The organism is Streptosporangium minutum (genome assembly GCF_002149035.1).
Classification (GTDB): domain Bacteria; phylum Actinomycetota; class Actinomycetes; order Streptosporangiales; family Streptosporangiaceae; genus Streptosporangium; species Streptosporangium minutum.
This window is the reverse complement of the sequence record NZ_NGFP01000007.1, coordinates 46,964-70,542: the sequence shown is the minus strand read 5'-3', so window position 1 is coordinate 70,542 and position 23,579 is coordinate 46,964. Positions and strand designations below refer to the sequence as shown.

Sequence of the window (23,579 nt, the reverse complement as noted above, 5' to 3'; positions counted from 1 at the left end):
ATGTGCGGGAGATACGCGTCTACGCGCGACAAGCAGGAGTTGCTTGAGGAGTTCCAGGTCGAGGTCGACGGGGCGGCCGAGGAGGAGCTCCGGCCCGACTACAACGTCGCGCCGACCAAACCGGTCTACGCGGTGATGAGCCGGGTGCCGAAGGCCAGACCGGAGGGCCGGGCGGTCCGGCAGCTGCAGGTGCTCCGCTGGGGCTTGGTCCCGGCCTGGGCGAAGGATCCGTCCATCGGCTCAAGGTTGATCAACGCGCGGGTGGAGACGGTCACCGAGAAGCCGTCGTTCCGCAAGGCGTTCGCCGAGCGCCGGTGCCTGCTCCCCGCCGACGGCTACTTCGAGTGGGCCGTGCCGGAGGGGGACGGGACGGCCAAGAAGCCGAAGAAGCAGCCCTACTTCATCCAGCCGGCCGACGGCGGGGTCATGGCCATGGCGGGGCTGTACGAGTTCTGGCGGGACCGGGGCAGGCCCGACGACGACCCGCTCGCGTGGCTGGTGACCTGCGCGATCATCACCACCTCCGCCCTGGACGAGGCCGGTCAGGTCCACGACCGGATGCCGATGGTGATCGAGCGGGACCGCTGGTCGGAGTGGCTCGACCCCGGGGTGCCCGACGCGCAGGGGTTCCTGGTCCCCGCGGGCTCCACCGGGCTGAAGGTGTATCCGGTGTCCACCGCGGTGAACTCGGTGCGGAACAACGGCCCGGAGCTGATCGAGCCGCTGCGGGACGAGGAAGGTGACGGTCAAGCGCTCTTCTGAGCGCGCTCCGTATCCGAAAACGCTCCGTGACCGGTGTAAAACCCTCGGCAAGTGGGCATCCGCTGATGAAGGCGATATCTCCTGAGGGGGTTATCGCCGCATAAATTCATCCCCTTCGCGCCTGACGGGAGAATCGGGGATCCCTTCACAGGCCGTCCCCACCCTGCGGAGGTGCGGATACGTGAACGACACGACCGCGCGTGTGCGCCTGGAGAGCATGCTCGCCGAGCTCGACCGGTCCATCGGGGTCCTGCGGGGAGATCCTCTGGCGGTGTGGGACCGGTCCCCGGCGGACGGCGGGTCGGTCCTGACCGACGCGGACCGCAACCGGGCCATGCTGGAGGCGGCCACCCAGCAGCGCCGGTCGGTGCTGGAGGCGCTCAAGCGGCTGGACGAGGGGCTCTACGGCCTCTGCGCCGACTGCGGCGGACCTGTGCCGGAGGGCAGGCTCGAAGCGCGCCCCGACGCCACCCGCTGCGTGCAGTGCCAGTCCAGGCGCGAGCGCAGGCGCTGACCCGGGACCGTCCCGCTCCGCGGGGCTGAGAGCCCCGCGGAGCCGTGGCCGGGCGCCCTACCGGCGGCGGGCGCTCGCGACCAGGTGGATGCCCACCGTGTCGTCGTCGTCCGTGTGGGCCTCCAGCTCGGTGTTCACCAGCCAGGTGAGCGCGCGGGAGTCGGAGGCCAGCACGTGGTCGACCGTCGAGGGGGACAGCACGGTGCGGGGCCGTATCCACTCGACCTCCAGGCCCGCCTCGGTGAGCAGGTCGCGGAGCTGGCCGCTGCTGAAGCACCGGGTGATGCTCCCGTCCGGCCAGGGCACGAGCATGACCTCGCCGGTCTGGCGCAGATGGGCCCAGTAGTTCTGCTCGGCGAGGATCGCCATGCCCAGCACCAGGGAGTCGACGCAGACCAGCGCCCGCCCGCCCGGACGCAGCACCCGGGCGACGTCGCCGATCGCGGACTCGGCCATGAGTTCCACCGACATCGCCCGCTCCTCTGCGAGCACGGCGTCCACGCTGCAGTCAGGGAGGAAGCGGAGATCGTCGGCGCGGACCTGGCGGACCTTGGAGGCGTCGTGCAGCAGCGGCTGGCCCTCCACGGTCCGGCGGAAGTCGACCACCTCCAGCACCCGGTGTCCGGCCCTGGCGGCCTGGGCGGACCAGCGGCCCCTGCCGCCGGACAGGTCGAGGACGGTGGAAGGGCTCTCCGGCAGCCATCGGCTCAGCTGCTCGGCGGCGACCGCGCGATAAAAGGTCCAGTACGGCCCGAGCGTTCCTGAGCCGTTCAGCTCTTCGGCCGGGATGGGCAGCACAAGCGGCTCCTGGCGTCGGGTATCCGGTGGTCTACAGCTACCTGCCGGTACGTATGTTTTTCCCCGTACCGGGTCCTTCGTCACCTTCTATCTTGTGGGAACAGATGACCGGACGGGCGTGTTGCAAGCGGACAACGCACGATCCTTTCGGGAGGTTGGCAAGCCGATGCTCGCGTTGATCGAACCCATCACCCGCCCCGGTGATCGGTCCCTCCCTGATGAGCGGGTATTCTCCGCTCAGTACGGAGTCCCGCGTCAGCAGGGCTCCGGCGATCTTAAGGGGGTGGGTCCGGTCCCTGCGACAGACGAGGAGACTCTGGAGCAGCGGAGCACACGGTTCGAGCGGGATGTGATGCCCTATCTCGACCAGCTCTACTCCGCCGCGCTTCGGATGACCCGGAACCCAGCGGATGCCGAAGACCTCCTTCAGGAGACCTTCGCCAAGGCCTTCGCCTCCTTCCACCAGTTCCAGGAAGGCACGAACCTCAAGGCCTGGCTGTACCGCATCCTGACCAACACCTTCATCAACAGCTACCGCAAGAAGCAGCGGGAGCCCAAGCAGTCGGGCGCCGAGGAGATCGAGGACTGGCAGCTCGCCAGGGCCGAGTCGCACACCTCGGCCGGGTTGAAGTCCGCGGAGATCGAGGCGCTCGAGCATCTCCCCGACAGCGACGTGAAGCAGGCGCTGGCCGCGCTCCCCGAGGAGTTCCGGATCGCGGTCTACCTCGCCGACGTCGAGGGTTTCCCCTACAAGGAGATCGCCGAGATCATGGGCACCCCCATCGGGACCGTGATGTCGCGGCTCCACCGTGGCCGCCGCCAGTTGCGGACGCAGCTTGAGGACTACGCCCGCGAGCGTGGCCTGGTTCCCGCGGAGGGTGCGAAGTGAGCGAGCGATCCGACGGCGACCACGGGCTCGGGCGCACCGGCCCGGCGACCCCGGGCGAGGTGATCGCATGAGCTGCGGGAAGCCTCACGCCACCGACTGCCGGGAAGTCCTGGACAAGGTCTACACCTACCTCGACGGCGAGCTCGACGAGAACAACTGCGTCGACATCCGCGAGCACCTGGACGAGTGCGGGCCCTGCCTGGAGGAGTACGGCCTGGAGCAGGTCGTCAAGCAGCTCATCGCCAAGCACTGCGGGTGTGACCGGGTCTCGGAGGATCTGCGGGCCAAGGTGCTCACCAGAATCGAGCAGGTCCGCTCTGAACTGACCGGCTGACCTCCTAGGATCTCTCGTACGGCCATGGCCATACGAGCTGGGGGGCAGCATGCGGATACTCGTCACCGGTGGAGCGGGATTCATCGGATCCAATCTGGTGGACCGGCTGCTGGCGGACGGCCACGAGGTCATGGCCGTCGACGACCTGTCCAGCGGGGATCGCGGCAACCTCGTCGCCGCCGCGCAGAGCCCGCTCTTCATGCTGCACCAGATGGATGTCCGCGACCCGGCGCTGATCGGCCTGGTCGCCGAGTGGAAGCCCGAGGTCGTCTGCCACCTCGCCGCGCAGGTCAGCGTACGCAAGAGCGTGGCCGACCCCGTCCACGACGCCCGGCTCAACGTCGAGGGCACCGCCTCCGTCCTCACCGCCGCCCACCACGGCGGCACCCGCAAGGTCGTCTTCGCCTCCTCGGTCGCCGTGTACGGCAGGCCCGCGGCCATCCCGGTCCCCGGGGACGCGGCGGTCGACCCGCGCTCGCCGTACGCGGCCTCCAAGCTCAGCGCGGAGACCTACCTGGCCGCTTTCAAGGCCCTGTACGGCATCGACTACACCACGCTCGTGCTCGCCAACGTCTACGGCCCGCGCCAGTCGCCCGACGGCGAGGCCGGGGTGGTCGCCATCTTCACCGACGCCCTGCTCAACGGCACGCCCACGGTGCTGTACGGCGACGGCGCCCAGACCCGTGACTACGTCTTCGTCGACGACGTGGTGGACGGCTTCGCCCGGGCCTGCGGAAGCGCCGGCAACGGCCGCCGGTTCAACCTGGGCACCGGGGTGGAGACCACCGACCGCGCGCTGCACACCCTGGTGGCCGAGGCCGCGGGCGCCGCCGACGGGCCGGGCCGCGCCGAGGCGCGCCTCGGCGACCTGCCGGCGATGGCCGTCGATCCGACGCCCGCGATCGAGGGGCTGGGCTGGCGCCCCCAGACGGACCTGGTCACGGGGCTGAAGGCCACGGTCGACTGGGCGAGGGCCCGTCTGGCGGCCCGTTAGCCCTGGCGTCCCGCGATGGCGTGCGGTGATGGCTTGGTTACGCTTTGCTTGCGATTCTCGATCAGTCCCTCCGGTCCGGGCTTGCTTCTGTAGCCTGAGTTGCGAAAACGACATGGAGGCAGCGCATGTTGAAGGAAACGGTCAACCCCGCACGTCCGGGGATCTCCTGGACTTGAGCACGCGCTCGTAGGACCCAAGGGTGGCCGCTTTGCGTGGACTGCCGTGGTTTGCCAAGGTCTACCTGGTCGCTGTGATCGGAGCGGCGTTCGCGCTGCTCGGATACAGCGTGGCGGTGAGCGGTCGTCTCGAGCAGCTCGACTGGTCGAACCTGCTGGTGCTGGCCTTGCTGTTCCTGGTGTGCGAGTCGGTGCCGACTCTGCTCAACGTCAAGCAGGCCGCGGTGTCGGTCAGCTTCTCGGCCGCGCTCGCCGCGGTGGTGCTCGTCGGCCCCGAGGGGGCGGCGCTGGTCGGCATGACGGCCGTCTTCAGCGTGCGGCCCGGCCTGCCGCTGGTGAAGCGGCTGTTCAACGGCGCCCAGTTCGCCGTCTGCGGCTACATCGCGGGAAAGGCCTACGAGTGGCTGGGGGGCGGGGTCGGCCTGCCGACCATCGCCGGGTTCGACGACCTGATCGTGCCGTTCGCCGGCGCGGCGGCGGTCTTCGTCCCGCTCAACTTCATCCTGATCGCGCTGGTGCTCGTGCTCACCGGCCAGGCGGACCAGGTGCCGCTGCGGGGGGTGGCCCAGTTCATGGTCTCCTACCTGGGTTACGCCACCTTCGGGCTGCTGATCGCCGGGCTCTGGGCGACGGTCAGCTCGATCTCCGCGGTCCTCGTGCTGCTCCCGCTGTTCGTCGCCCGCTGGGCCTTCGGCCAGTACCACGCCCAGCAGCGCTCCTACGACGCCACGATCGCCGCGCTCTGCCAGGCCGTGGAGACCAAGGACTACTACACCCGTGGCCACTGCACCCGCGTCTCGCTGGCCTCCGGCATGATCGCCCATGAGATCGGCATGGGGTCCGAGCGGCTCCGGGCGATCCGCTACGCGGGCATGCTGCACGACGTGGGCAAGCTGGGCGTGCCGACCAAGGTGCTGCAGAAGGACGGCCCGCTCACCGAGGAGGAGTTCGCCGCCATCCAGCTCCACCCGATGCGGGGGCTGGAGATCGTGCGCGGCATCGACTTCCTGGACGAGGCGTTCGCCGGGATCATGCACCACCATGAGCGGCAGGACGGCAAGGGATACCCCATGGGGCTGGCCGGGGACGAGATCCCGGAGTTCGCCCGGATCATCGCGGTGGCCGACGCCTTCGACTCGATGACCTCCGACCGCTCCTACCGGGGCGCCCGTCCCGTGGAGGTGGCCATGGCCGAGCTCCGCAAGGGGGCCGGCACCCAGTTCGACCCGGTGATGGTCGTCGCGTTCATCAAGGCCGTCGACCGCGACGGCTGGGAGCCCCCGCGCAAAGTCATCACGCCTCCGGCCGGTGAGGCGGAGACCACCACCAAGGACCACGACGACCCGACCATGCCCATCCAGGTGGTGTCGGAGCGGTGAGCCGCCGGACGGGCGGGGCGGGTGCGAGGGTGGATGCGACCTTGGGTGTCGGAGCGGTGAGCCGCCGGACGGGCGGGGCGAGTGGGAAGACGGACGCGACCATGGGTGCAGAACGATGACCGGCACCGGCGCCGGCGTCACCACGCGGGCGTTCCAGCGGCTCGACTCGGGCCAGCTCCTGCTGATCTGCGCGGCAGGTCTGCTGGCGGTGGCGGGGGTGGCGCACACCGCCGCCACCGGGTTGCTCGATCCCGAGGTCGCCATCGGCTTCGGCGCGCTGATCGCGGCGGGGGAGCTGGCCAGGCTCACCATGCCGGGCAACCGGGAGGTGGCGCCGATCGGCGCGGCCGCCGCGCTCGGCTACACGTTGCTGCTGGACATGGGCGACGTCCCGGCACGGCACTCGGCGCTCCAGGTCGTCGCGGTGCTGGCGGTCGGCATGGCCGCCGGGGCGCTGCCGCACCTGGCCGTGGGCAGGCCGCCCCGGCCGGACGCGATGGCACGCAGGCTGCTGACCGGCGCGCTGCTGGCCCTGGCCTACCGGCCGCTGGCGGGACCGCTGTTCGGCCTGACGAAGGGCCCGGAGGGCGGCTGGTGGCCCGCGCTCGGGGTGATGGCCCTGCTCATCCTGGTGATGGCGATGGTCGACGTGTTGCTGGCCGCCGTGCTCCGGGCCGAGCAGGTGCGTGCCGCCTTCGGTGTGGCCCTCCACGACGAGGCGCGGATGGCCGCGCCGCTGTGGGCCGCCGTCGCGGCCTCCGGCATCCTGCTCGCGCTCGCCTCGCACAGCATGGACATGGCTGCGCTGCTGGTCTTCGCCGCGCCGCTGCTGGTCACCCAGGTCGCCTTCCGGAAATACGCCGGGATCCGGGCCACCTACCTCCAGACGGTCCGGGCGCTGTCCCGGGTCACCGAGGTCGGGGGCTACGTCGAGCCGGGGCACTCGCGCCGGGTGAGCCGCCTGGCGGTCGCGGTCGGGCGGGAGCTCGGCCTGGCGGAGCCCGAGCTGCTGGAGCTGGAATACGCCGCGCTCATGCACGACATCGGCCAGCTCTCGCTACGTGACCCGATCCCCGGCGGCGCCACGGTTCTCACCGAGCCCGAGCAGGCCCGGCGCATCGCCGAGCTCGGCGCCGAGGTGATCCGGCAGACCGGGGTGCTGGACCGGGTGGCCGAGATCGTCCGGCGCCAGTGCGACTCCTGCGCCGAGACCCCGCCGCCGGCCAGCCGCATCATCAAGGTGGCCAACGCCTATGACGACCTGGTGGGCGGCTCCACCGACCGGGACCGGGCCGGTGCCGCCCTCGAACGGCTCCGCCTGGGCGCCGGTGGGGAGTATGATCCACCGGTCGTCGAGGCCATGGCCCGCGTCATCGACAGGCTGACTCCGGTATATCGGCTCTGAGGGATCCGCCTGCTCCGGGAAACGTTCCCCGGGGGTCTCCGGCCGTGTGCGGTTGTGGGTTTCCTACAGATCGTGTTGCCGCGATCGGTGGTTTCGGGCGAACGGTTGTGCCGAGACCCCGGTCATAGGGTGGAGCGGTCGAAAGGGGTCCACCAACGTGTTCGAGTCTGTTCTGGTAGCCAACCGCGGAGAAATCGCACGGCGGATCATCCGCACGGTCCAGCGCATGGGACTGCGAGCCATCGCGGTGTATTCCGAGGCCGACGCCGATCTGCCGTTCGTGCGGGAGGCCGACGAGGCGATCCCGCTGGGACCGGCCAATCCGGCGCAGAGCTACCTCGACGCCGCCAAGGTGCTTGAGGCCGCCCGTGTGTCGGGCGCCCAGGCCGTCCACCCGGGCTACGGGTTCTTCTCGGAGAACGCCGGGTTCGCCCGGGCCGTCATCGACGCGGGCCTGACCTGGATCGGCCCCTCGCCCGAGGCGATCGAGCAGATGGGCGACAAGATCAATGCGCGGAACCTGATGGAGGCCGCGGGGGTGCCCGTCGCCGCCGGCACCCGCGAGCCGGTCACCGACCTGGAGGAGGCCGTGGCGGCCGCCGCCGGGATCGGCTACCCGGTCATGGTCAAGACGGCGGGCGGGGGCGGCGGCATCGGCATGGGCGTCGCCCACGACGAGGCCGGGCTGGCCAAGGCGTTCGAACAGGCCTCCAGGGCCGCCTCGCGCTTCGGCGGGACGTCCGCGATCCTGCTTGAGCGTTATATCGAGCGTGCCCGCCACGTCGAGGTGCAGATCCTCGGTCTCGCGGACGGCACGGTCGTCGCGCTGGGCGAGCGTGACTGCTCGGTGCAGCGCCGCCACCAGAAGGTCGTGGAGGAGACGCCGTCCCCCGGCATCACCCAGGAGCTGCGCGAGCGCATGCTGGCGGCGGCCGTACGGGCGGGTGAGGCCGTCGGGTATCTCGGCGCCGGCACCGTGGAGTGCCTGGTCGACGCCGACAAGCAGGACTTCGTGTTCCTGGAGATGAACACCCGCCTCCAGGTGGAGCATCCGGTGACCGAGCTCGTGACCGGGGTGGACCTGGTCGAGCAGCAGCTGCTGATCGCCGCGGGTGAGAAGACCGCGCCGTCGGTGGCCGTGCGGGGGCACGCGATCGAGTTCCGCGTCTACGCCGAGGACCCCAAGCGGTTCTTCCCGGGACCCGGCACGATCGATGTGTGGGTGGAGCCGTCGGGCGAGGGTGTCCGGGTGGACTCCGGTTACGCCGAGGGGAACACGGTCACCCCGTTCTACGACCCGCTCATGGCCAAGCTGTGCGTGTTCGGGCGGACGCGGGCCGAGGCCCTGGAGCGCGCCCGGGCGGCCGTGGCGGACTTCAAGGTCGTGGGGCCCAAGAACAACCTGCCGTTCTGCGCGGAGCTGCTGGAGCACCCCGAGTTCGTCGGCGGTGGCTACGACACCGGACTGGTGGCTCGCATGCGGGCCTGAGCAGGTGAGGGCCCGAGCGGGCCGGTCTGGCACAGTTGAACCACAGTGATTGATGGGAGTGTCCGGTGGCTGAAGTACGCGCCGAGATGGTGGCGAATGTCTGGAAAGTCCTCGTTGCTCAGGGAGACACCGTCGAGGACGGCGACACCCTGGTCATCCTTGAGTCGATGAAGATGGAGATCCCGGTCATCGCCGAGGACGACGGTGTGATCACCGAGCTCAAGGTCGCCGAGGGGGACGTCATCCAGGAGGGCGACCTCATCGCCGTCATCGACTAGCCCGGCCGTGCGCCCCGCCGCCGTCCCGGTCGCCCCCGGCCGCCGCCGTCCCGGCTCCCGCCGCACCGGTGCCGGCGAGAGCGCCGTATGGGCGGGGTGGCCGGCCTGCGGGTCCCGCGCGACCGCAGACGAGCGTCAGCGCAGCTGAGCGTGGGAGTTCAGCGGATGAGCCGGGCACTCGGCGAGAGAGCCTGAACGGCCGGCCGGAGGGCATGGACGGTCGGCCGGAGAGCCTGAACGGCCGGCCGGAGGGCGTGGACGGTCGGCGGAGGTCCGGCCGGTCAGCGGGTGAGCCTGGAGAGGAAGCGTTCGCGGTCGACCACCACGCGCTCGACCGTGCCCGTCGCGACGGTGGTGTTCCGGTCGCGGGCGGTGAAGGCGAAGACCAGACGGCGGCCGTCGACCTCGGTGAGCTCGGCGGCGATCTCGACGTGGGTACCCACCGGGCTGGCCACCAGGTGCTCCAGGGCGACCTTGGTGCCCACGGAGGTCTGGCCGGGGTCCAGGGCGCCCGCGACCGCCTGGACGGTGGCCTGTTCGGCGAGGGCCAGCACGCGGGGGGTGGCCAGGACGGGGACGTCCCCGCTGCCGATCTTCGTCGCGGTGTCCTCCTTCTCGACCATGATGAGAAGCCGTGCGCGCAGGCCGGGAGTCAGCGTCATGGGCGTCAGCATAAGGTGACCGCGCGACCTCCTCCTGCGATCACTGCGGCCGGTCGGCGGAAGAGGGCGATCACGCGGGCCGCCTGGCCGCGCGTGCGATGGAGCCGCCGCGTTGCCGCGCCGCCGCCGACGCCGGACGGTGGTCCGGGTGCCCCCACCGGCTGGTCCGCGCGCTGTGCGGAGCACGGTCTGCCCGGGGGCGGAGCACGGTCTGCCCGGTGGCTGAGCCCGGCCCGGAGGAGATCGAATTCCGCCGTGGATCGAGCACTGCTGTCCGGCGGCTAGGTTGATGTTCATTTTGCGTACTCTTGTGGAGGATTTCGAGGGCCGGATTCCTACCGCGGCCCGTGGCAGCCGTCGGCCTTCATGGTCGGCGACTTCCAGGCAGTCCTTGTTCTAAAGGCACGCAAGCTGTACGAGTACGCTCAAAAGTTCTGAGATTTGTGCGATGCTACGGCACGCGTCTTGTTTGTGAGGCATACGGCTTGCAGGGTTTCGTTACGTTGCCGTGACGTTGGCGCGATACAAATCCGCTTTGTTGGAGAACCCTGGGGTGGGAGCGGAGAGGGTTACGGGGGAGTCATGGTGGCCCAAGGCACGACGCTGGCGGGGCGTTACCGTCTGGATACCCGCATCGGCGCCGGCGGTATGGGCGAGGTGTGGCGTGGTGAGGACATCGTCTTGGCCCGCACCGTCGCCGTCAAGGTGCTGCTCCCGGGCCGTACCGACGACCCGGGCTTCCTGGTGCGTTTCCAGGGTGAGGCCCGGGCGATGGCGACGGTCAATCACCCCGGGGTCGTAGACGTCTACGACTACGGAGTTCACGAGGTGCCCGGCGCGGGGGCGACGGCATACCTGGTGATGAAGTTCGTGGACGGCGAGCCGCTGGACCGGCTGCTCGGACGGCTGGGGAGCATCGCCCCCGGGGCCGCGATGGAGCTCATCGCCCAGGCGGCCTCGGCCCTGCAGGCCGTACACGATCAGGGCATCGTCCACCGGGACGTCAAGCCCGGCAACCTGCTGGTGCGCTCCGACGGCACGCTCGTGCTCACCGACTTCGGCATCGCCAGGTCCGACGCGGCCAGCAGGCTGACCGACGCGGGCATGGTGCTCGGCACCGCCGCCTACTGCGCGCCCGAGCAGGCCGAGGGGGCGCCGGTCACCCCCGCGGTGGACATCTACGCGCTGGGCGTGGTGGCCTACGAGTGCCTGGCCGGTCAGCGGCCCTTCGACGGCGACACCCCCGTCACGATCGCGCTCAAGCACATCCGCGAGACGCCGCCGCCGCTGCCGCCGCACGTCCCGCCCGCGATCCGCGCCCTGGTGGAGCGGGCCCTGTCCAAGGACCCGGCCCGGCGTTTCCCCAGCGCCACCGCGATGAGCACCGCCGCGAGGCAGGCGGCGCACCTCGGGCCGGAGACCGGTGCGACGGCGATGCCGCCGGTCTCCTACGCCGCGCGGGAGAGCGGCTGGGAGGGCCCCTCGTCGCCGCAGACGGGCCGGCACGGAGCCGCGCTGCCGGAGACCGGCTGGCACGCTCCGCCGTCCCAAATGGGCCTGCAGGGAGCCGTGCCGCCCACGACCGCGCCCTCACCCGGCCCGGCCACCGAGGCGGTCCAGCAAGGACGTGGCCGCCGTGCCGCGAAGAGGCCGCGCCGCAAGGGCGGGATGCTGGCCGTGTCCGCGGCGGCGGGTGTGATCTGCGTCGGTCTCGTCGCGGTGGCGATCAACGGGATGGCGGCCTCCTCCGCGGTGCCGACCGATTCCCAGAGGGGGGTCGACCCGGTGCCCAGCGTGAGCGAGTCGCCGGAGCCGTCGAGGACCAAAGGCGGGCGGAAAACGACGAAACCGACCCCGACCGTCCCTCAGCCGAACGACCGTCCCACGCAGACCACCCGGACGCCGACCCCCACGCCGACACCACTGCCGAAGCGGCGGGTGCCGGACGTCATGGGCATGAAGCCGGAGGCGGCCAAGGAGGCGCTCACGAAGGCGGGCCTGAAGGTGAAGGTCAGCGAGAGCGCCGACCTCGACACCTCGCAGTGCGTGGAGGTGGTCGAGCAGCACCCCGGGGCGAGCACCATGTGGGACCCCCGGAAGGCGGTGGAGATCGTCGTGGCCAACAACGGCTGCCCGCCGTCGCCGACGCCGACCCCCACGCCGACCGCGACCCCGGGTCCCTAGACCCCGGTGGTGTTGCGGGGGTAGGCGACGGACGGGTCGGTGGCGATGTTGACCATGTACGGCACGCCGGAGTCGAACGCGCGCAGCAGCGCCGGGCCGATCTGCGACGGGTCGGTGACGAGCTCGCCGCCGCCGCCGAGTGCGGTCACCACCTGGTCGTAGCGGCACTGCGGCTGGAGCTCGGCGGCCACGTCGTAGCCGTAGAGCATCTGCATGGGGTGCTTCTCCAGCCCCCACATGCCGTTGTTGCCGCAGATCATCACGACCGGCAGGCGGTGCCGTACGAGCGTGTCCACGTCCATCAGCGAGAAACCGGCCGCGCCGTCGCCGAGCAGCAGCACCACCTGCGAGGAGGGGCGGGCCAGCCGGGCGGCGATGGCGTAGCCCAGGCCGGTGCCCAGGCAGCCGTAGGGGCCCGGGTCCAGCCAGTTGCCGGGCTGCTTGGGCTCGACGTACTTGCCCGCGTAGGAGACGAAGTCGCCGCCGTCGCCGATCACCACGGCGTCGTCGGCGAGGACCTTGGCCAGCTCGCCGTAGATCCGCATCGGGTGGATCGGGTCGGATTCGGAGGCCAGCAGGCCGGCGTCCGCGGCGACGGCGGCCGCCGCGGCCTCCGACAGCCTCGACAGCCACGGCGCGTAGGACTTGGGGGACACACCGGCCTGGTTGCAGGCCGTACCGAGGCCCCAGAAGACCAGCGACAGGTCGCCGGCGGCGACGCCGGAGGGCTCCATGTGCGTGGTGAGCTGCGACGGCGCGTCGGCCAGGTGGACGACCTTGGCGAGCGGGGCGCCGTCCTTGCCGCCGAACCAGCCGTAGCCGAGACGGAAGTCCATCGGGGCGCCCGCCACGATCACCAGGTCGGCCTGGGTGAGCGCCAGTCCCCGTGCCCGGGTGACCAGCAGCTCGTGCCCGGCGGGCAGGATGCCGCGACCCTGGCCGTTGGGGATGACCGGCAGGCGGAACTCCTCGGCGAAGCTCCGGGCGACCTCCTCGGCGCGGTCCATCCACACGTCCGAGCCCAGCACCAGCACCGGGCGCTCGGCCTCGGCGAGCAGCCGGGCGATCCCGGCGAGGGCGTCGGGGTCGGGCTCCAGGGGCGAGGGGGTCAGCGTCTCGGTGACATGGTCCGGCGGGGGCGCGGCGGCGAACAGGTGGTCCATGTGGAAGTCGAGGAAGACGGGGCCGCGGTGCGGGGCGAGGGCCGTGCGGAAGGCCATCTCCACGTCCTCGGCGACGGAGTCGGGGCCGGAGCCGGTGAAGGCCAGCTTGGTGATCGGCGCGAACAGCGGCGGGTGGTCGATCTCCTGCAGCGCGCCCGATCCCCAGCGCGACTGCGGCGCCCGGCCTCCCATGACCACGACCGGGGAGCCGTTGAAGTGCGCGGTGGCCACGCCGCTGACGCCGTTGGTGACCCCGGGGCCGGCGGTGAGGACGGCCAGGCCGGGTCTGCGGGTCAGCCGGGCGGTGGCCTCGGCGGCGAACACGGCGCTCTGCTCGTGCCGCACGTCCAAGATGGGCATGCCCTCGTGGACCGCCCCGTCATACAGCGGGAAGACATGCCCGCCGGACAGGGTGAACATGGTCTCGATGCCATAGGCCTTGGAGACGGCGACCGCGATGTCGCCTGCGTGCTTTGGGGACTCCATACCGCGCAACCTACCAGTCAGTCACTTAGCCGGACAGGGATTCCTCACCCTGCCCAGATTCCTCCCGCCTAACGCTGCCAGCGCGTATTCGCGGTCACCCGGCCGCCGGAGGCCCCCGGAGCCCCCGGCCGGCGCTCCTGCGGTGGTACGCCTACAGCGGCGGGACCGACCAGCCCCTCTCCGCCCACAGGGGCGCGTGCTCGGGGTTGACGAACAACCGGTCCTCCGGGTTCGGGACGCGGTGGTAGCTCTGCGGGTGGAGCAGCTCCGAGGAACTGTCGGACAGGTCGAGGACATACCGGTCGGGCGCCCGGCGTCCGGCCAGGTAGCGCAGCTCGAAGGCGTGCAGCTTCAGCGGGTCCGCCGGGTTCCACAGCCCCAGGCCCGCCTGGCGGGCCTGCCGTACCGACTCGCGGGCCCGGCCCAGCGCGCCCGCCTCGGCCACCGTGCGGGCCGATCCGGGAGCGGGCACGGCCTGCGCCACCCGGTTCTCCTGCCGGACGAAGGGGTCGACGTTGGGCCAGATGAAGTAGGGCATGACGTGCCCGCCGGCGAGCAGCCGCTCGTTGTACGGCGCGGGCCTGGGCTTGAGCTTCTGGTCGCGGTTGACGTAGCAGAGCAGCCTGCCGTACCGGTCGAGGATCTCGTGCGCGAAGGCCAGCCGGAGCTTGAAGGTCTCACCGGTCAGGCCCTGCTCGGCGATGTCAGAGCTGATCATGTCCTTGAGGGCCTGGGTGGGCGGTCCGCCGAGCTCGGCGTGGTTGCGCGCGGTGGTCGCGTCGAGCCTGCCCAGCAGGTGGTCGTGGAGCGCGGCGCGCAGCGGCAGCGGCTCGAAGCCCGGCGCGAACGGATCGGCCAGGAAGCCGGTCCAGGCCGGGTGCGAGATCTTGACGAACCCCTTGGGCAGGTCGGGGACGATGGAACTGCGGGGCAGCTCGAAGCTGACCTCGGGGGCGTCCACGCCGAGCAGGCGCACGCCGAAGTTGCCGTCGGCGGCGATGTTGATGGTGTCGCCGTCGTGCACGAGCTTGTCGACGGGCTGCGGGACTCCTGCGGATCGCGCGAGAAGCGCGTGTCCGACGGTGATGCCGGGAACGGGCTGTTCGATCGCCTTGGCCATGTCTCACATGTTGACATCCTCCCCGGGCTTCAGCCATGGGGAGGATGTCGACACGCGCCGTCTTCCGCCCGCGCGCCGGCCGTCGCCTACGGCGAGAGCCTGAAGCTCCTCCGGAACGCCGAGGCGTCGAATCCGCCACCCAGCACGGGCCCCAGCCCGGCGCGGGCCGTACGGGCGAAGGCCTCCCGGCCGAGGGCCCCCGCGCCCTCCGGGAGCACGCCCGCCAGCGGCCGGGCGGCCAGCATCTCCAGGTCCGCCACGTTGCACCGCTCGGCCAGGCCGGGCTCGGCCGGCCAGGACCCGATCACCACCCCCGCCGGTTCCAGCCCGCGATGGGCCATCGCCTCCAGCGTCAGCGCGGTGTGGTTGAGCGTGCCCAGTGCCGCCCGGGTCACCAGGAGCACCGGCGCGGAGAGCGTCCGGGCCAGGTCGGCCAGGGTCGCCCCCTCCTCGTCGAAGCGGACGAGCAGCCCGCCCGTCCCTTCGACGATCACCAGCCGGTGCGACTCGGCCAGCTCGCCGATCCGGGCCGCCGCCCGGGGAAGGGAGAGCGGCGGCAGGCCCGCCTCGCGGGCCGCCGCCGCAGGAGACAGCGGGTCGGGGAACCTGGCGAACTCGAACGTCGAGGTGACTCCGGAGAGCCGGATGACCTCGTCGAGGTCGCCGGGTTCCGTGCCGGCCACCCCGGTCCGGGCGGGTTTCACCACCGCGACCGAGGCGCCCCGCTCCCTGGCGAGCGAGGCCACCGCGGCGGTGACGACCGTCTTGCCCACGCCGGTGTCGGTCCCGGTGACCACGAGAATGCTCACGCACCTCACCTTAGGCGGCGGTCACCTGTCACGATCCAGGCCGCCGGCCGGTCCTGTCCGGGACGTCAGGGCCGGCGCAGGCGGGTGACGAACTTGTACCTGTCGCCGCGGTAGAGGGACTGGGCCCACTCCACCGGGTTGCCGTCGGCGTCGAAGGCGTGCCGGGTGAGCAGCAGCATCGGCAGGCCGACGTCGACGCTCAGCACCTGCGCGTCGTACGGCGTGGCCAGCACGGTCTCGATGATCTCCTCGGCGTCGGTCAGCCGCACGTTGTAGGCGTTGTGCAGCGTCTCGTACAGCGAGGAGTGCACCTCCAGCTCGCGCCGGAGCCGGGGGAAGCGCCGGGCCGACAGATGGGTGGTGTCGATCGACATCGGCTCGCCGTTGGCCAGGCGCAGCCGGTGGATGCGCAGCACCCGGCCGCCGGGGTTGATCGCCAGCCGGCGGGCCAGGGGCTCGTCGGCGGTGATGTAGCTGATGTCGAGGATCTTGGTGTCGGGTTCGAGGCCGACGGTCCGCAGATCGCCGGTGTAGGACGTCAGCTGGAGGACCTGGGCGACCTTGGGGTGGGCGACGAACGTTCCCTTGCCCTGGATGCGGACCAGGCGGCCCTCGACCACCAGCTCCGACAGCGCCTGCCGCACGGTGGTGCGCGACGTCTCGAAGCGCACCGCCAGGGTCCGCTCGGGGGGCAGCGCGCTGCCCGCCGACAGGGACTTGGTCAGCGCGAGCAGACTACGTTTGACGTCGTAGTACTTAGGAATCCTGGGGGAGTCGTCCGTCACGTCGGCACCTCGCCTGACGGCTCGGAAACGGCGTGGCCGGAGGTGCCGTGCCTACCGGCTCGCCCGCTTCGCTCACTCACATGGTCACCTTCATCTCGGCCACGGCGGTGAGTGCACCCCTGATCACCGCTAGATCATCGGAACTCAGATTGGCCCGCGCGGTCAACCGCAGGCAAGAGCGGCCGGCCGGCACCGAGGGCGGCCGGAGACATCCGGCGCGCACTCCGCGTTCCGCACGGATGAGGGCGGCCCGGAGTGCGGCCCCGGTTGGGCCGAGCACGATCGGGACGACCGCACCCGCCGGATCGTCGGTCTCCAGGCCGAGTCGACGGGCCATCGAGGCCAGCTCTTTCGCTCTGGTCCGCACGCATCCGGGCAGTTCGGGCTGGTTTTGAAGGATATCCACAGCGGCGAGTGCCGTCGCCACGCTGCCGGGGAGCAGGCCGGTGTCGAGGACGAACGACCGAGCCGTGTCCATCAGGGTTTCGATCACCTCCGGGGCCCCGAGCACGGCCCCGCCCCGCGATCCCGGGGACGCGGAGAGTGTGATCGTTCTCACAACGCCCGGCTCGGCCGCCGTCGCCGCCTCGACCGGCCGTCCGTCCCCGGCCGGCCCAAGACGGTCGTCGGAGGCCAGGTCGATCAGGCCGTCGTCGTCCGGCGTCCGGGCGCGCAGGACCCGCTCCGACCCGGCCGCCCCCCGCGTGCCCGCGGCCGCGCGCGAGCGCGCCGACGGGTCTGGGGTCTGCTCCATAGCGGGCATCTTGCCAGCCAGACCCGCCCGATTCGCGTTTGGGCCCGCAAAGAACGCATGATGCACGGGTGCCGACTCTAAGCGACCTGGTGGTTCGTCATACCGCGCTCGACGATGCCGACCTCGAATGGATGCACTCGCTGGTCTCCGACTGGCAGCTCCTGGCCGACCTGTCGTTCGCCGATCTCATCCTGTGGATCCCGCTCAGGGAGGCTCCGGGGTGGATCGCCATCGCGCAGATGCGGCCCACCACGGGACCCACCGTCTACCACGACGACATCGTGGGGATGACGGTGGCCAAGGGGGAGCGGGTGCTCATCGACACCGCTTGGAACGAGCGGCGGATCTGCCGGGAGGGCGACCCCGACTGGTCCAGCGGGGTCCCGGTGCGCGAGGAGACCATCCCGGTACGGCGGGCCGACCATTTCCTGGGCGTGATCCAGCGCTCGACGAACCTGTCGTCCGCGCGCACACCCTCGCGGCTTGAGCTCACCTATCTGCAGAGCGCCTCGGACCTGGCCCAGATGGTGGCCGAGGGGCGGTTCCCGTTCTCCGGCGCCGAGCCGATCCTGGTCCGCTCGCCGCGCGTGGGCGACGGGCTGCTCCGGCTGGACCGCGCGGGCCGGGTCACCTACGCCTCGCCGAACGCGCTGTCGGCCTACCGGAGGCTGGGCCTCAACGCCGACCTGGTCGGCGCCGAGCTGGGCCGTACCACCGCCGCCCTCTGCTACTCCGACGAGCCCATCAACGAGAACCTGATGATCGTGGCGAGCGGCCGGGAACCCCGGGAGACCGAGGTCGAGTCGGGCGGCACGGTGGTGCAGCTGCGGGCGATCCCGCTGGTCGTCGGCGGCGGGCGGATCGGCGCGCTGGTGCTCATCCGCGACGTGACCGAGCTGCGGCGGCGCGAGCGGGAGCTGATGACCAAGGACGCCACCATCAGGGAGATCCACCACCGGGTGAAGAACAACCTGCAGACGGTGGCCGCGCTGCTGCGGCTGCAGGCCCGGCGGCTGCAACTGCCGGAGGGGCGCGAGGCGCTGGAGGAGGCGGTGCGCAGGGTCGGGTCGATCGCGATCGTGCACGAGACGCTGTCCCACACGCCCGACGAGCAGGTGGACTTCGACGACATCGCCGACCGGGTGATCGCCATGACGGGCGAGGTGGCGGCGCCGGAGGCACAGGTCGTGCCGCGCCGTGTCGGGACGTTCGGGGTGCTGCGTTCGGAGATCGCCACACCGCTGGCGATGGTCCTCACCGAGCTGCTGCAGAACGCGGTCCAGCACGGGCTGGCCCACCGGCCGGGCCGGCTTCAGGTGATCGTCTCGCGGGGGGCCGACCGGCTGGACGTGATCGTCTCCGATGACGGGACCGGTCTGCCCGAGGGCTTCGACCTGGAGTCGTCCACCAGTCTCGGCCTGCAGATCGTGCGGACGCTGGTCGTCGGGGAGCTGTCCGGGCGGCTGGCCATCGAGCCCCGGCAGGGCGGTGGCACGGAGGTCACCCTCGGCATTCCCCTCCCCGCGGTCTGAGCCGGGCCGGGGAGGGGGACGCGCTCTCGGGATCGGGTGTCCGCGCTGTGCTGCGGGATCAGGCGTTCGCGCGGGTGCGGGCGCGGGCCGTGCGGCGCTTGAAGGCGCGGCGCTCGTCCTCGCTCAGGCCGCCCCAGACGCCGGCGTCCTGCCCGGATTCCAGTGCCCACTTCAGGCATGCTTCACTTACAGTGCACGTACGGCAGACCTGCTTGGCCTCTTCGATCTGCATCAGGGCGGGGCCGGTGTTGCCGATCGGGAAGAACAGCTCGGGGTCCACGTCACGGCAGGCAGCGCGGTGGCGCCAGTCCATGCGTCCACTCCTTCGTAAGAGGAGCCCTTGCTGCGGCTCCGTCGGCTCACTTTGTGAAGACTTTCACTAATCGGCGCGAACGATTACCCGAGCCTGGTTCGGTCCGGGGGCAGGTCCACTTGATCGCCGGCGACCTGGGAGCGAGGTGGCCGCTCAAAGGTCCTACGTTCCGACGTCAATGTTGAGATTGGCAGCCACGCTCAGTACACGCAAGAGGTTTGGGCGAACGTTTTGCCTGATATGCATGTCGGATGCGTCACACAATGACCGCTTGTAACGAGCTAGACCAAGACTTGTAACGCGTTCGGGATAGACCGGAACGTTACGCTCTCGACTTCTCCCAGGTAGTCCCCGTCGAGCTGGAACGCCACGGGACGCTCGGCGGTCAGGGTGAACTCTCTCTCGTCGTGGAGCTGCACCAGATGGCGGCCGACGGGCAGCGTGTCGCGGACCCCCATGATCTGGGGGATGAGCCGGAGCATCGACGGCAGGCCCAGGCGCTGGAGTCCCAGGAGGTCGAGGCCCGTCTCGAAGCTCGCCCAGGGGGTCGGGCAGACCGGCTGGGAGCCCACGTAGCTCCAGGGCGAGGTGTTGGAGACGACCGCCATGAAGATGTTTCCGGCCGCGGGCACGTCCGGGCCCGCGACGGTCATGGCGGCGTGGCGTTTGTCGGTCGAGAGGTAGTGGTTCAGCGCGGTGTTCACATAGCGCGTGGGGGTGGCCTTGCGGCCGGTGCCGCGCATGCCCTCGACCGCCCGGATCACCTCGGCGTCGTACCCCAAGCCACTGCAGAAGGTGAAATATCGGCTTTCGTCTCCCCAGAGGGCCTGCCCCAGCCCGACGGTCCGCCGCCGGCCTTCACGGATCGCCTCAAGCACCGCGCCGGCCGCCTCCACCGGGCTGTTCGGCAGCCCGAGCGCGCGGGCGAAGACGTTCGCGCTGCCGCCGGGGATCACCAGCAGCGCCGGCCGGTCCGCCGCGCTCCCGTCGCTCCCGCGCTTGCCGTCCTCCGCGTCGAGCAGGCCGTTCGCGGCCTCGTTGATCGTGCCGTCGCCGCCGAGCACGGCCACCACGTCGTATCCCGAGGCGTGGGCCTTGCGGGACAGCAGGGCCGCGTGTCCCCGGTACGCGGTCTCCTCGACCTTGATGTTCATCATGGCGCTCAGCGCTCCGATGAGCACATCCCGCGTCCGCTGATTGGTCGACGTCGCTTTGGGGTTCACCAGGAGCATCGCGCGCATAATGCCAGCGTATCCGCCGAAAACGGCATCGCGGCTGCGGAAAGCGGATCGAGGTGTCCCGGCGATAGGGTTGGGATGTGTCGAATCGCCCGATGACCCTCACCGTCGCCGCCGCCGTCCTGGGGCTGGAAGGCCTCACCACCCTGCTGCTCGGCGGCTACGCCGGGGTCGAGACGGTGATCGGCCGGCCGTCCGACGTGATGAGCTCGCTCTTCGTCGCCGGATTCGGGATCCTCGTCGGCGCGGTCCTGCTCTGGGTGGGGTGGGGCATGCTGCGGACCGAACGGTGGACGCGGAGCCTGGGCGTGCTGGCGCAGATCTTCGCCACCGTGATCGGTATCACGCTGATCCAGTCCGACCAGCAGACCATCGGCGTCCCGCTGATAGCCGTGGCAGTGATCGGACTGGTCGCGCTGCTGTCCCCGCCGACGACGCACGCCCTCTACGGGGACCAGGACTAGTCTTCCGCGGTCAGACCCTCACGGAGCTGGGCGAGGGTCCTGGCCAGCAGCCGGGACACGTGCATCTGCGAGATGCCGAGCTCGGTGGCGATCTGGGACTGGGTCATGTTGCCGAAGAAGCGCAGCAGCAGGATCCGCTTCTCGCGCGGGGGCAGCCGTTCGAGCAGGGGCTTGAGCGACTCGCGGTATTCGACGCCCTCCAGGGAGTCGTCCACGATGCCGAGGGAGTCGGCCACCGCGGGCGCGTCGTCGTCACCGGAGTCGGGCGCGTCGAGGGAGACCGTGGAGTAGGCGTTGGCCGACTCAAGCCCCTCGAGCACCTCCTCCTCGCTCATCTTCAGGAACGCGGCCAGCTCGCCGACAGTGGGCGCACGGCCCTCGCGCTGCGAGAGCTCGCTGATCGCCTTGGTGAGCGAGAGCTTGAGCTCCTGCAGGCGGCGCGGCACGCGGACCGCCCAGCCCTTGTCGCGGAAGTGCCGTTTGATCTCGCCCACGATCGTCGGGGTGGCGTAGGTGGAGAACTCCACCCCCCGCCCGAGGTCGAAGCGGTCGATCGACTTGATCAGGCCGATGGTGGCGACCTGGGTGAGGTCGTCCAGCCACTCACCCCGGTTGCGGAAGCGGCGGGCGAGATACTCCACCAGGGGAAGGTGGAGCTCGACGAGCTCGTCACGGATGCGCTGGCGCCGCGAGTCGTCGGGGGTCAACTCCGCCAGTTCCGCGAAGAGCAGGCGCGCGCGCACCCGGTCGGGCACCGCGTGGTCGCTGGCGGCCATGGCACGAGTCCTTTCCGTCACGCCGGCCTCGCTGCGCCTCGGCGCTTGCGTAGCACGATCGCCATGCGGTCGGGGGAGTCGGTTACGGCATCCACGTCGTCGGCCAGCGCGGTGAGCACCATCCACGCGAAGTCGTCGCGCTTGGGCGCGGAGCTGCCGACCGTGCTGACCTCGACCCGGACCTGCATGAGCTGCCCGGTGAGCTCGAACTCGGCGATCAGATCGGTGCCGGGGACGGCCTGGGTCAACAACATCGCGCACGCCTCGTCGACCGCGATCCGCAGATCCTCGATCTCGTCGAGCGTGAAGTCCAGCCGTGCGGCCAGTCCGGCGGTCGCCGTACGTAGCACGGACAGATAGGCACTCGCAGCCGGTAGCCGGACGCTCACCACGTCACGGATCCCACCCATACCGACCGCGGGCGTCTCGGTGTGTTCGGTCACGTTCCTCCTCGCAGAGTCGCTGACTGCAACCTACAGCCCCGAGAGGGTGGTTGGCCCAATTGGACTCGCGATCGGGGCGATTTGAACACCTCAAGAACACCCTAAGGCGCTTGAATGGGGCGTCTCAACAGGTCAGGCCCCGTGTGGTCGCACTCCCCACGGGGCCTGTCGTGTCGGCCGCGACGCCGCGCGTCATGGCTCGGACGGTGGCAACGGGTGCCCCGCCTCGTCACCCGTCCGCCGGGTCGCCCCGCTCCTCAGCCGAGCTCACCGGCACGCCTGCTCGGTGATCCGTTCAGGCTGCCTTGGTCGCCCAGAAGATCTTGGAGATCTCGTCGATCTTGCCCAGGAGCTCGTCGGCCTTCGCGACGTCGACGGTGCCCTTGCCGCCCGCGGCGCCGGCCAGCTTCGTCGCGTCCCAGAAGAGCTGGTGGAGCTGCGGGTAGGTCTCCAGGTGCGGAGGCTTGAAGTAGTCGGTCCACAGCACCCACAGGTGGTGCTTGACCAGTTCTGACCGCTCCTCCTTGATGGTGAGCGCGCGGGAACGGAAGACCGGGTCCTCGTTCGCCGCGTACTTCTCCATGATGGCCTTCACGGACTCGGCCTCGATGCGAGCCTGGGCGGGGTCGTACACGCCACACGGCAGGTCGCAGTGCGCGGACGCGACGTGCCTGGGTCGCAGAAGTCGTGCGAGCATCGGAAAATCCTTCCTTGATGCTGAGATCAGCATGGTCCAGTACCGACCTTACTCGTCTCCGAAAAACCCGTGTGTGAGGGGGTTGTGCTCGATGAGAGTCCGTGTCGAGGGAGACTCGATGCTGCCCGCGCTGCGGTCCGGGGACTGGCTCTGGGTGCGGCGCGGCGCTCCGATCCGCCCCGGCGACCTGGTCGTCGCCCGGCTCCCGTCCGACCCGTCGCGGCTGATCGTCAAACGGGCCGCGTGGGAGGCGGACGGGGGATGGTGGCTGGAGAGCGACAACCAGCGGGCCTCCGGCCGCCGCGACAGCTGGGACTTCGGCGCGCTGCCGCCGTCGGCGCTGGTCGGCCGGGTGACGCTGCGCTACTGGCCGTTGACCTTCCGGCGGGCCCGGTAGGCGGCCACGTTCGCCCGGCTGGCACACCGCTCGGAGCAGTAGCGCCGGGACCGGTTGGAGGAGGTGTCGAGGTAGGCCCTGCGGCAGGGCGGCGCCTGGCAGAGGCCGAGCCGGTCCACCCCGAGGTCGGTGACCATGGTGGCCAGGCCCATCACCGCGCCCACGGCGTACTGGTCGGCCATCCGGCCGCCCTCGGTCAGGTGCATGTGCCAGCGCTCGCCGTCGTGGCCGGAGATCTGCGGCTGGACCGGATGCTGGATCAGCAGCGAGTTGAGCCGGTCGACCACGTCCTGCTCGCCGCCGCCGGCGGCGGCCTCGAACACGGTCACGAGCTCCTCGCGCAGGTCACGCAGGGCGTCGAGGTCGCCCCGGGTGATGCGGCAGCCGGGGCGGTAGCGGCCGCCCTCCTCCAGGAGGGCGCGGAGCCCTTCCAGACCGGTCAGTCGTTCGGGGCTGTTGATGAGCAGCACAGCCAGCTCGGCATAAGAGGTCAGGTCCACCGGATGATCCGTCGATGTAAGTGATGAACGGGGCTCTGAGTATTACACGTGCGGCGAGGCCCGCACCATGACAACGAAAGTAAGCGGCCTCTGTCATCGGCGGCAGTCTCAATATGTGGCACAATCGAGCAACGGGTGACCCCCGTACCCCCTCCAGGCGACCGTTCACAGCGAGCAGGCCCCGAGCGGCTACCGAAGCCGGGCCACGCCCGCGACGGCGTCTCCGAAGGAACCATCC

26 protein-coding genes are annotated in these 23,579 nt (G+C 70.8%); 13 read left to right on the top strand and 13 right to left on the bottom strand.

Annotated features, from left to right (window positions below; all coding sequences use genetic code 11):
* Both CA984_RS02995 and CA984_RS02990 read left to right on the top strand, forming a co-directional pair.
* Positions 1–762, top strand: coding sequence for an SOS response-associated peptidase (locus tag CA984_RS02995; protein ID WP_086567755.1), 762 nt, complete (start codon positions 1–3; stop codon positions 760–762).
* Positions 763–943: 181 nt separating this feature from the next.
* A complete protein-coding gene (locus tag CA984_RS02990) occupies positions 944–1,276 on the top strand; it encodes a TraR/DksA family transcriptional regulator (RefSeq protein ID WP_086567753.1) in 333 nt (110 codons plus the stop codon).
* Positions 1,277–1,333: 57 nt separating this feature from the next.
* Here the strand turns inward: CA984_RS02990 and CA984_RS02985 are convergent, their stop codons facing one another.
* Complete coding sequence (locus CA984_RS02985) at positions 1,334–2,074, bottom strand: class I SAM-dependent methyltransferase (protein WP_086567751.1); 741 nt, start codon at positions 2,072–2,074, stop codon at positions 1,334–1,336.
* Between the two features lie 352 nt (positions 2,075–2,426).
* Here CA984_RS02985 and CA984_RS02980 point away from each other — a divergent pair, with 352 nt between their 5' ends.
* The 7 genes from CA984_RS02980 (at position 2,427) to CA984_RS02950 (ending at position 9,018) form a co-directional block, all read left to right on the top strand.
* On the top strand, positions 2,427–2,963 hold the full coding sequence (locus CA984_RS02980; protein WP_242675699.1) for a sigma-70 family RNA polymerase sigma factor: 537 nt from the start codon (positions 2,427–2,429) through the stop codon (positions 2,961–2,963).
* Positions 2,964–3,030: 67 nt separating this feature from the next.
* Positions 3,031–3,297 carry a mycothiol system anti-sigma-R factor gene (gene rsrA / locus CA984_RS02975; RefSeq protein ID WP_012894700.1) on the top strand — a complete coding sequence of 89 codons (267 nt, stop codon included), beginning with the start codon at positions 3,031–3,033 and terminating at the stop codon, positions 3,295–3,297.
* Between the two features lie 49 nt (positions 3,298–3,346).
* Positions 3,347–4,291 carry an NAD-dependent epimerase/dehydratase family protein gene (locus CA984_RS02970; protein ID WP_086567747.1) on the top strand — a complete coding sequence of 315 codons (945 nt, stop codon included), beginning with the start codon at positions 3,347–3,349 and terminating at the stop codon, positions 4,289–4,291.
* Positions 4,292–4,490: 199 nt separating this feature from the next.
* Positions 4,491–5,846 (top strand): HD-GYP domain-containing protein, encoded by a 1,356-nt coding sequence (locus tag CA984_RS02965; RefSeq protein WP_086567744.1) that lies wholly within the window; start codon positions 4,491–4,493, stop codon positions 5,844–5,846.
* A gap of 115 nt (positions 5,847–5,961) precedes the next feature.
* Complete coding sequence (locus CA984_RS02960; RefSeq protein ID WP_086567741.1) at positions 5,962–7,251, top strand: HD-GYP domain-containing protein; 1,290 nt, start codon at positions 5,962–5,964, stop codon at positions 7,249–7,251.
* A gap of 157 nt (positions 7,252–7,408) precedes the next feature.
* Positions 7,409–8,740, top strand: coding sequence for an acetyl-CoA carboxylase biotin carboxylase subunit (locus CA984_RS02955; RefSeq protein ID WP_086567739.1), 1,332 nt, complete (start codon positions 7,409–7,411; stop codon positions 8,738–8,740).
* A 65-nt stretch (positions 8,741–8,805) separates the two neighbouring features.
* Positions 8,806–9,018, top strand: a complete 213-nt coding sequence (locus CA984_RS02950; protein WP_012894694.1) for a biotin/lipoyl-binding carrier protein — start codon at positions 8,806–8,808, stop codon at positions 9,016–9,018.
* Positions 9,019–9,299: 281 nt separating this feature from the next.
* On the opposite strand, the gene CA984_RS02945 is transcribed toward CA984_RS02950, so the two are convergent.
* Positions 9,300–9,680, bottom strand: a complete 381-nt coding sequence (locus CA984_RS02945) for a thioesterase family protein (RefSeq protein ID WP_207620685.1) — start codon at positions 9,678–9,680, stop codon at positions 9,300–9,302.
* A 582-nt stretch (positions 9,681–10,262) separates the two neighbouring features.
* On the opposite strand from CA984_RS02945, the gene CA984_RS02940 reads away from it, so the two are divergent.
* Entirely contained in the window at positions 10,263–11,864 is a 1,602-nt protein-coding gene (locus tag CA984_RS02940) for a serine/threonine protein kinase (RefSeq protein WP_086567733.1), read from the top strand.
* Here the strand turns inward: CA984_RS02940 and CA984_RS02935 are convergent.
* The 5 genes from CA984_RS02935 to CA984_RS02915 all read right to left on the bottom strand — a co-directional run bounded on the left by CA984_RS02935 (position 11,861) and on the right by CA984_RS02915 (position 16,981).
* Entirely contained in the window at positions 11,861–13,513 is a 1,653-nt protein-coding gene (locus tag CA984_RS02935) for an acetolactate synthase (RefSeq protein WP_086567730.1), read from the bottom strand. The genes CA984_RS02940 and CA984_RS02935 overlap by 4 nt on opposite strands.
* Positions 13,514–13,664: 151 nt before the next feature.
* Positions 13,665–14,633 carry a thermonuclease family protein gene (locus tag CA984_RS02930; protein WP_086567727.1) on the bottom strand — a complete coding sequence of 323 codons (969 nt, stop codon included), beginning with the start codon at positions 14,631–14,633 and terminating at the stop codon, positions 13,665–13,667.
* 86 nt (positions 14,634–14,719) lie between these two features.
* The gene (gene bioD / locus CA984_RS02925; protein WP_086567725.1) at positions 14,720–15,442 is read right to left on the bottom strand and encodes a dethiobiotin synthase; all 723 of its coding nucleotides are present in this window, start codon (positions 15,440–15,442) and stop codon (positions 14,720–14,722) included.
* 65 nt (positions 15,443–15,507) lie between these two features.
* Complete coding sequence (locus tag CA984_RS02920) at positions 15,508–16,227, bottom strand: GntR family transcriptional regulator (RefSeq protein ID WP_012894686.1); 720 nt, start codon at positions 16,225–16,227, stop codon at positions 15,508–15,510.
* Positions 16,228–16,303: 76 nt separating this feature from the next.
* On the bottom strand, positions 16,304–16,981 hold the full coding sequence (locus CA984_RS02915) for an aminotransferase class I/II-fold pyridoxal phosphate-dependent enzyme (protein WP_242675698.1): 678 nt from the start codon (positions 16,979–16,981) through the stop codon (positions 16,304–16,306).
* A gap of 68 nt (positions 16,982–17,049) precedes the next feature.
* Here CA984_RS02915 and CA984_RS02910 point away from each other — a divergent pair, with 68 nt between their 5' ends.
* Positions 17,050–18,513, top strand: a complete 1,464-nt coding sequence (locus CA984_RS02910) for a sensor histidine kinase (protein WP_086567719.1) — start codon at positions 17,050–17,052, stop codon at positions 18,511–18,513.
* 58 nt (positions 18,514–18,571) lie between these two features.
* Here the strand turns inward: CA984_RS02910 and CA984_RS02905 are convergent, their stop codons facing one another.
* The gene (locus CA984_RS02905; protein ID WP_012894683.1) at positions 18,572–18,826 is read right to left on the bottom strand and encodes a WhiB family transcriptional regulator; all 255 of its coding nucleotides are present in this window, start codon (positions 18,824–18,826) and stop codon (positions 18,572–18,574) included.
* Positions 18,827–19,107: 281 nt separating this feature from the next.
* Positions 19,108–20,067 carry a diacylglycerol/lipid kinase family protein gene (locus tag CA984_RS02900; RefSeq protein ID WP_086567717.1) on the bottom strand — a complete coding sequence of 320 codons (960 nt, stop codon included), beginning with the start codon at positions 20,065–20,067 and terminating at the stop codon, positions 19,108–19,110.
* A 92-nt stretch (positions 20,068–20,159) separates the two neighbouring features.
* Between CA984_RS02900 and CA984_RS02895 the strand changes: the two genes are divergently transcribed.
* Entirely contained in the window at positions 20,160–20,528 is a 369-nt protein-coding gene (locus CA984_RS02895; RefSeq protein ID WP_086567715.1) for a hypothetical protein, read from the top strand.
* Here CA984_RS02895 and CA984_RS02890 read toward each other — a convergent pair.
* The 3 genes from CA984_RS02890 to sodN form a co-directional block, all read right to left on the bottom strand.
* Positions 20,525–21,304 (bottom strand): RNA polymerase sigma factor SigF, encoded by a 780-nt coding sequence (locus CA984_RS02890; RefSeq protein ID WP_197048491.1) that lies wholly within the window; start codon positions 21,302–21,304, stop codon positions 20,525–20,527. The genes CA984_RS02895 and CA984_RS02890 overlap by 4 nt on opposite strands.
* Before the next feature lie 17 nt (positions 21,305–21,321).
* Positions 21,322–21,747: an ATP-binding protein gene (locus CA984_RS02885; RefSeq protein WP_012894679.1), complete on the bottom strand. Its 426-nt coding sequence runs from the start codon at positions 21,745–21,747 to the stop codon at positions 21,322–21,324.
* A gap of 295 nt (positions 21,748–22,042) precedes the next feature.
* Positions 22,043–22,444, bottom strand: a complete 402-nt coding sequence (gene sodN / locus CA984_RS02880) for a superoxide dismutase, Ni (protein WP_086567713.1) — start codon at positions 22,442–22,444, stop codon at positions 22,043–22,045.
* 31 nt (positions 22,445–22,475) lie between these two features.
* Here sodN and CA984_RS02875 point away from each other — a divergent pair, with 31 nt between their 5' ends.
* Positions 22,476–22,841, top strand: a complete 366-nt coding sequence (locus CA984_RS02875; protein ID WP_278248976.1) for a S24 family peptidase — start codon at positions 22,476–22,478, stop codon at positions 22,839–22,841.
* Here the strand turns inward: CA984_RS02875 and CA984_RS02870 are convergent.
* Positions 22,808–23,341, bottom strand: coding sequence for a CGNR zinc finger domain-containing protein (locus CA984_RS02870; RefSeq protein ID WP_086567708.1), 534 nt, complete (start codon positions 23,339–23,341; stop codon positions 22,808–22,810). The two genes, CA984_RS02875 and CA984_RS02870, sit on opposite strands and share 34 nt — an antisense overlap.
* Positions 23,342–23,579 lie beyond the last annotated feature (238 nt).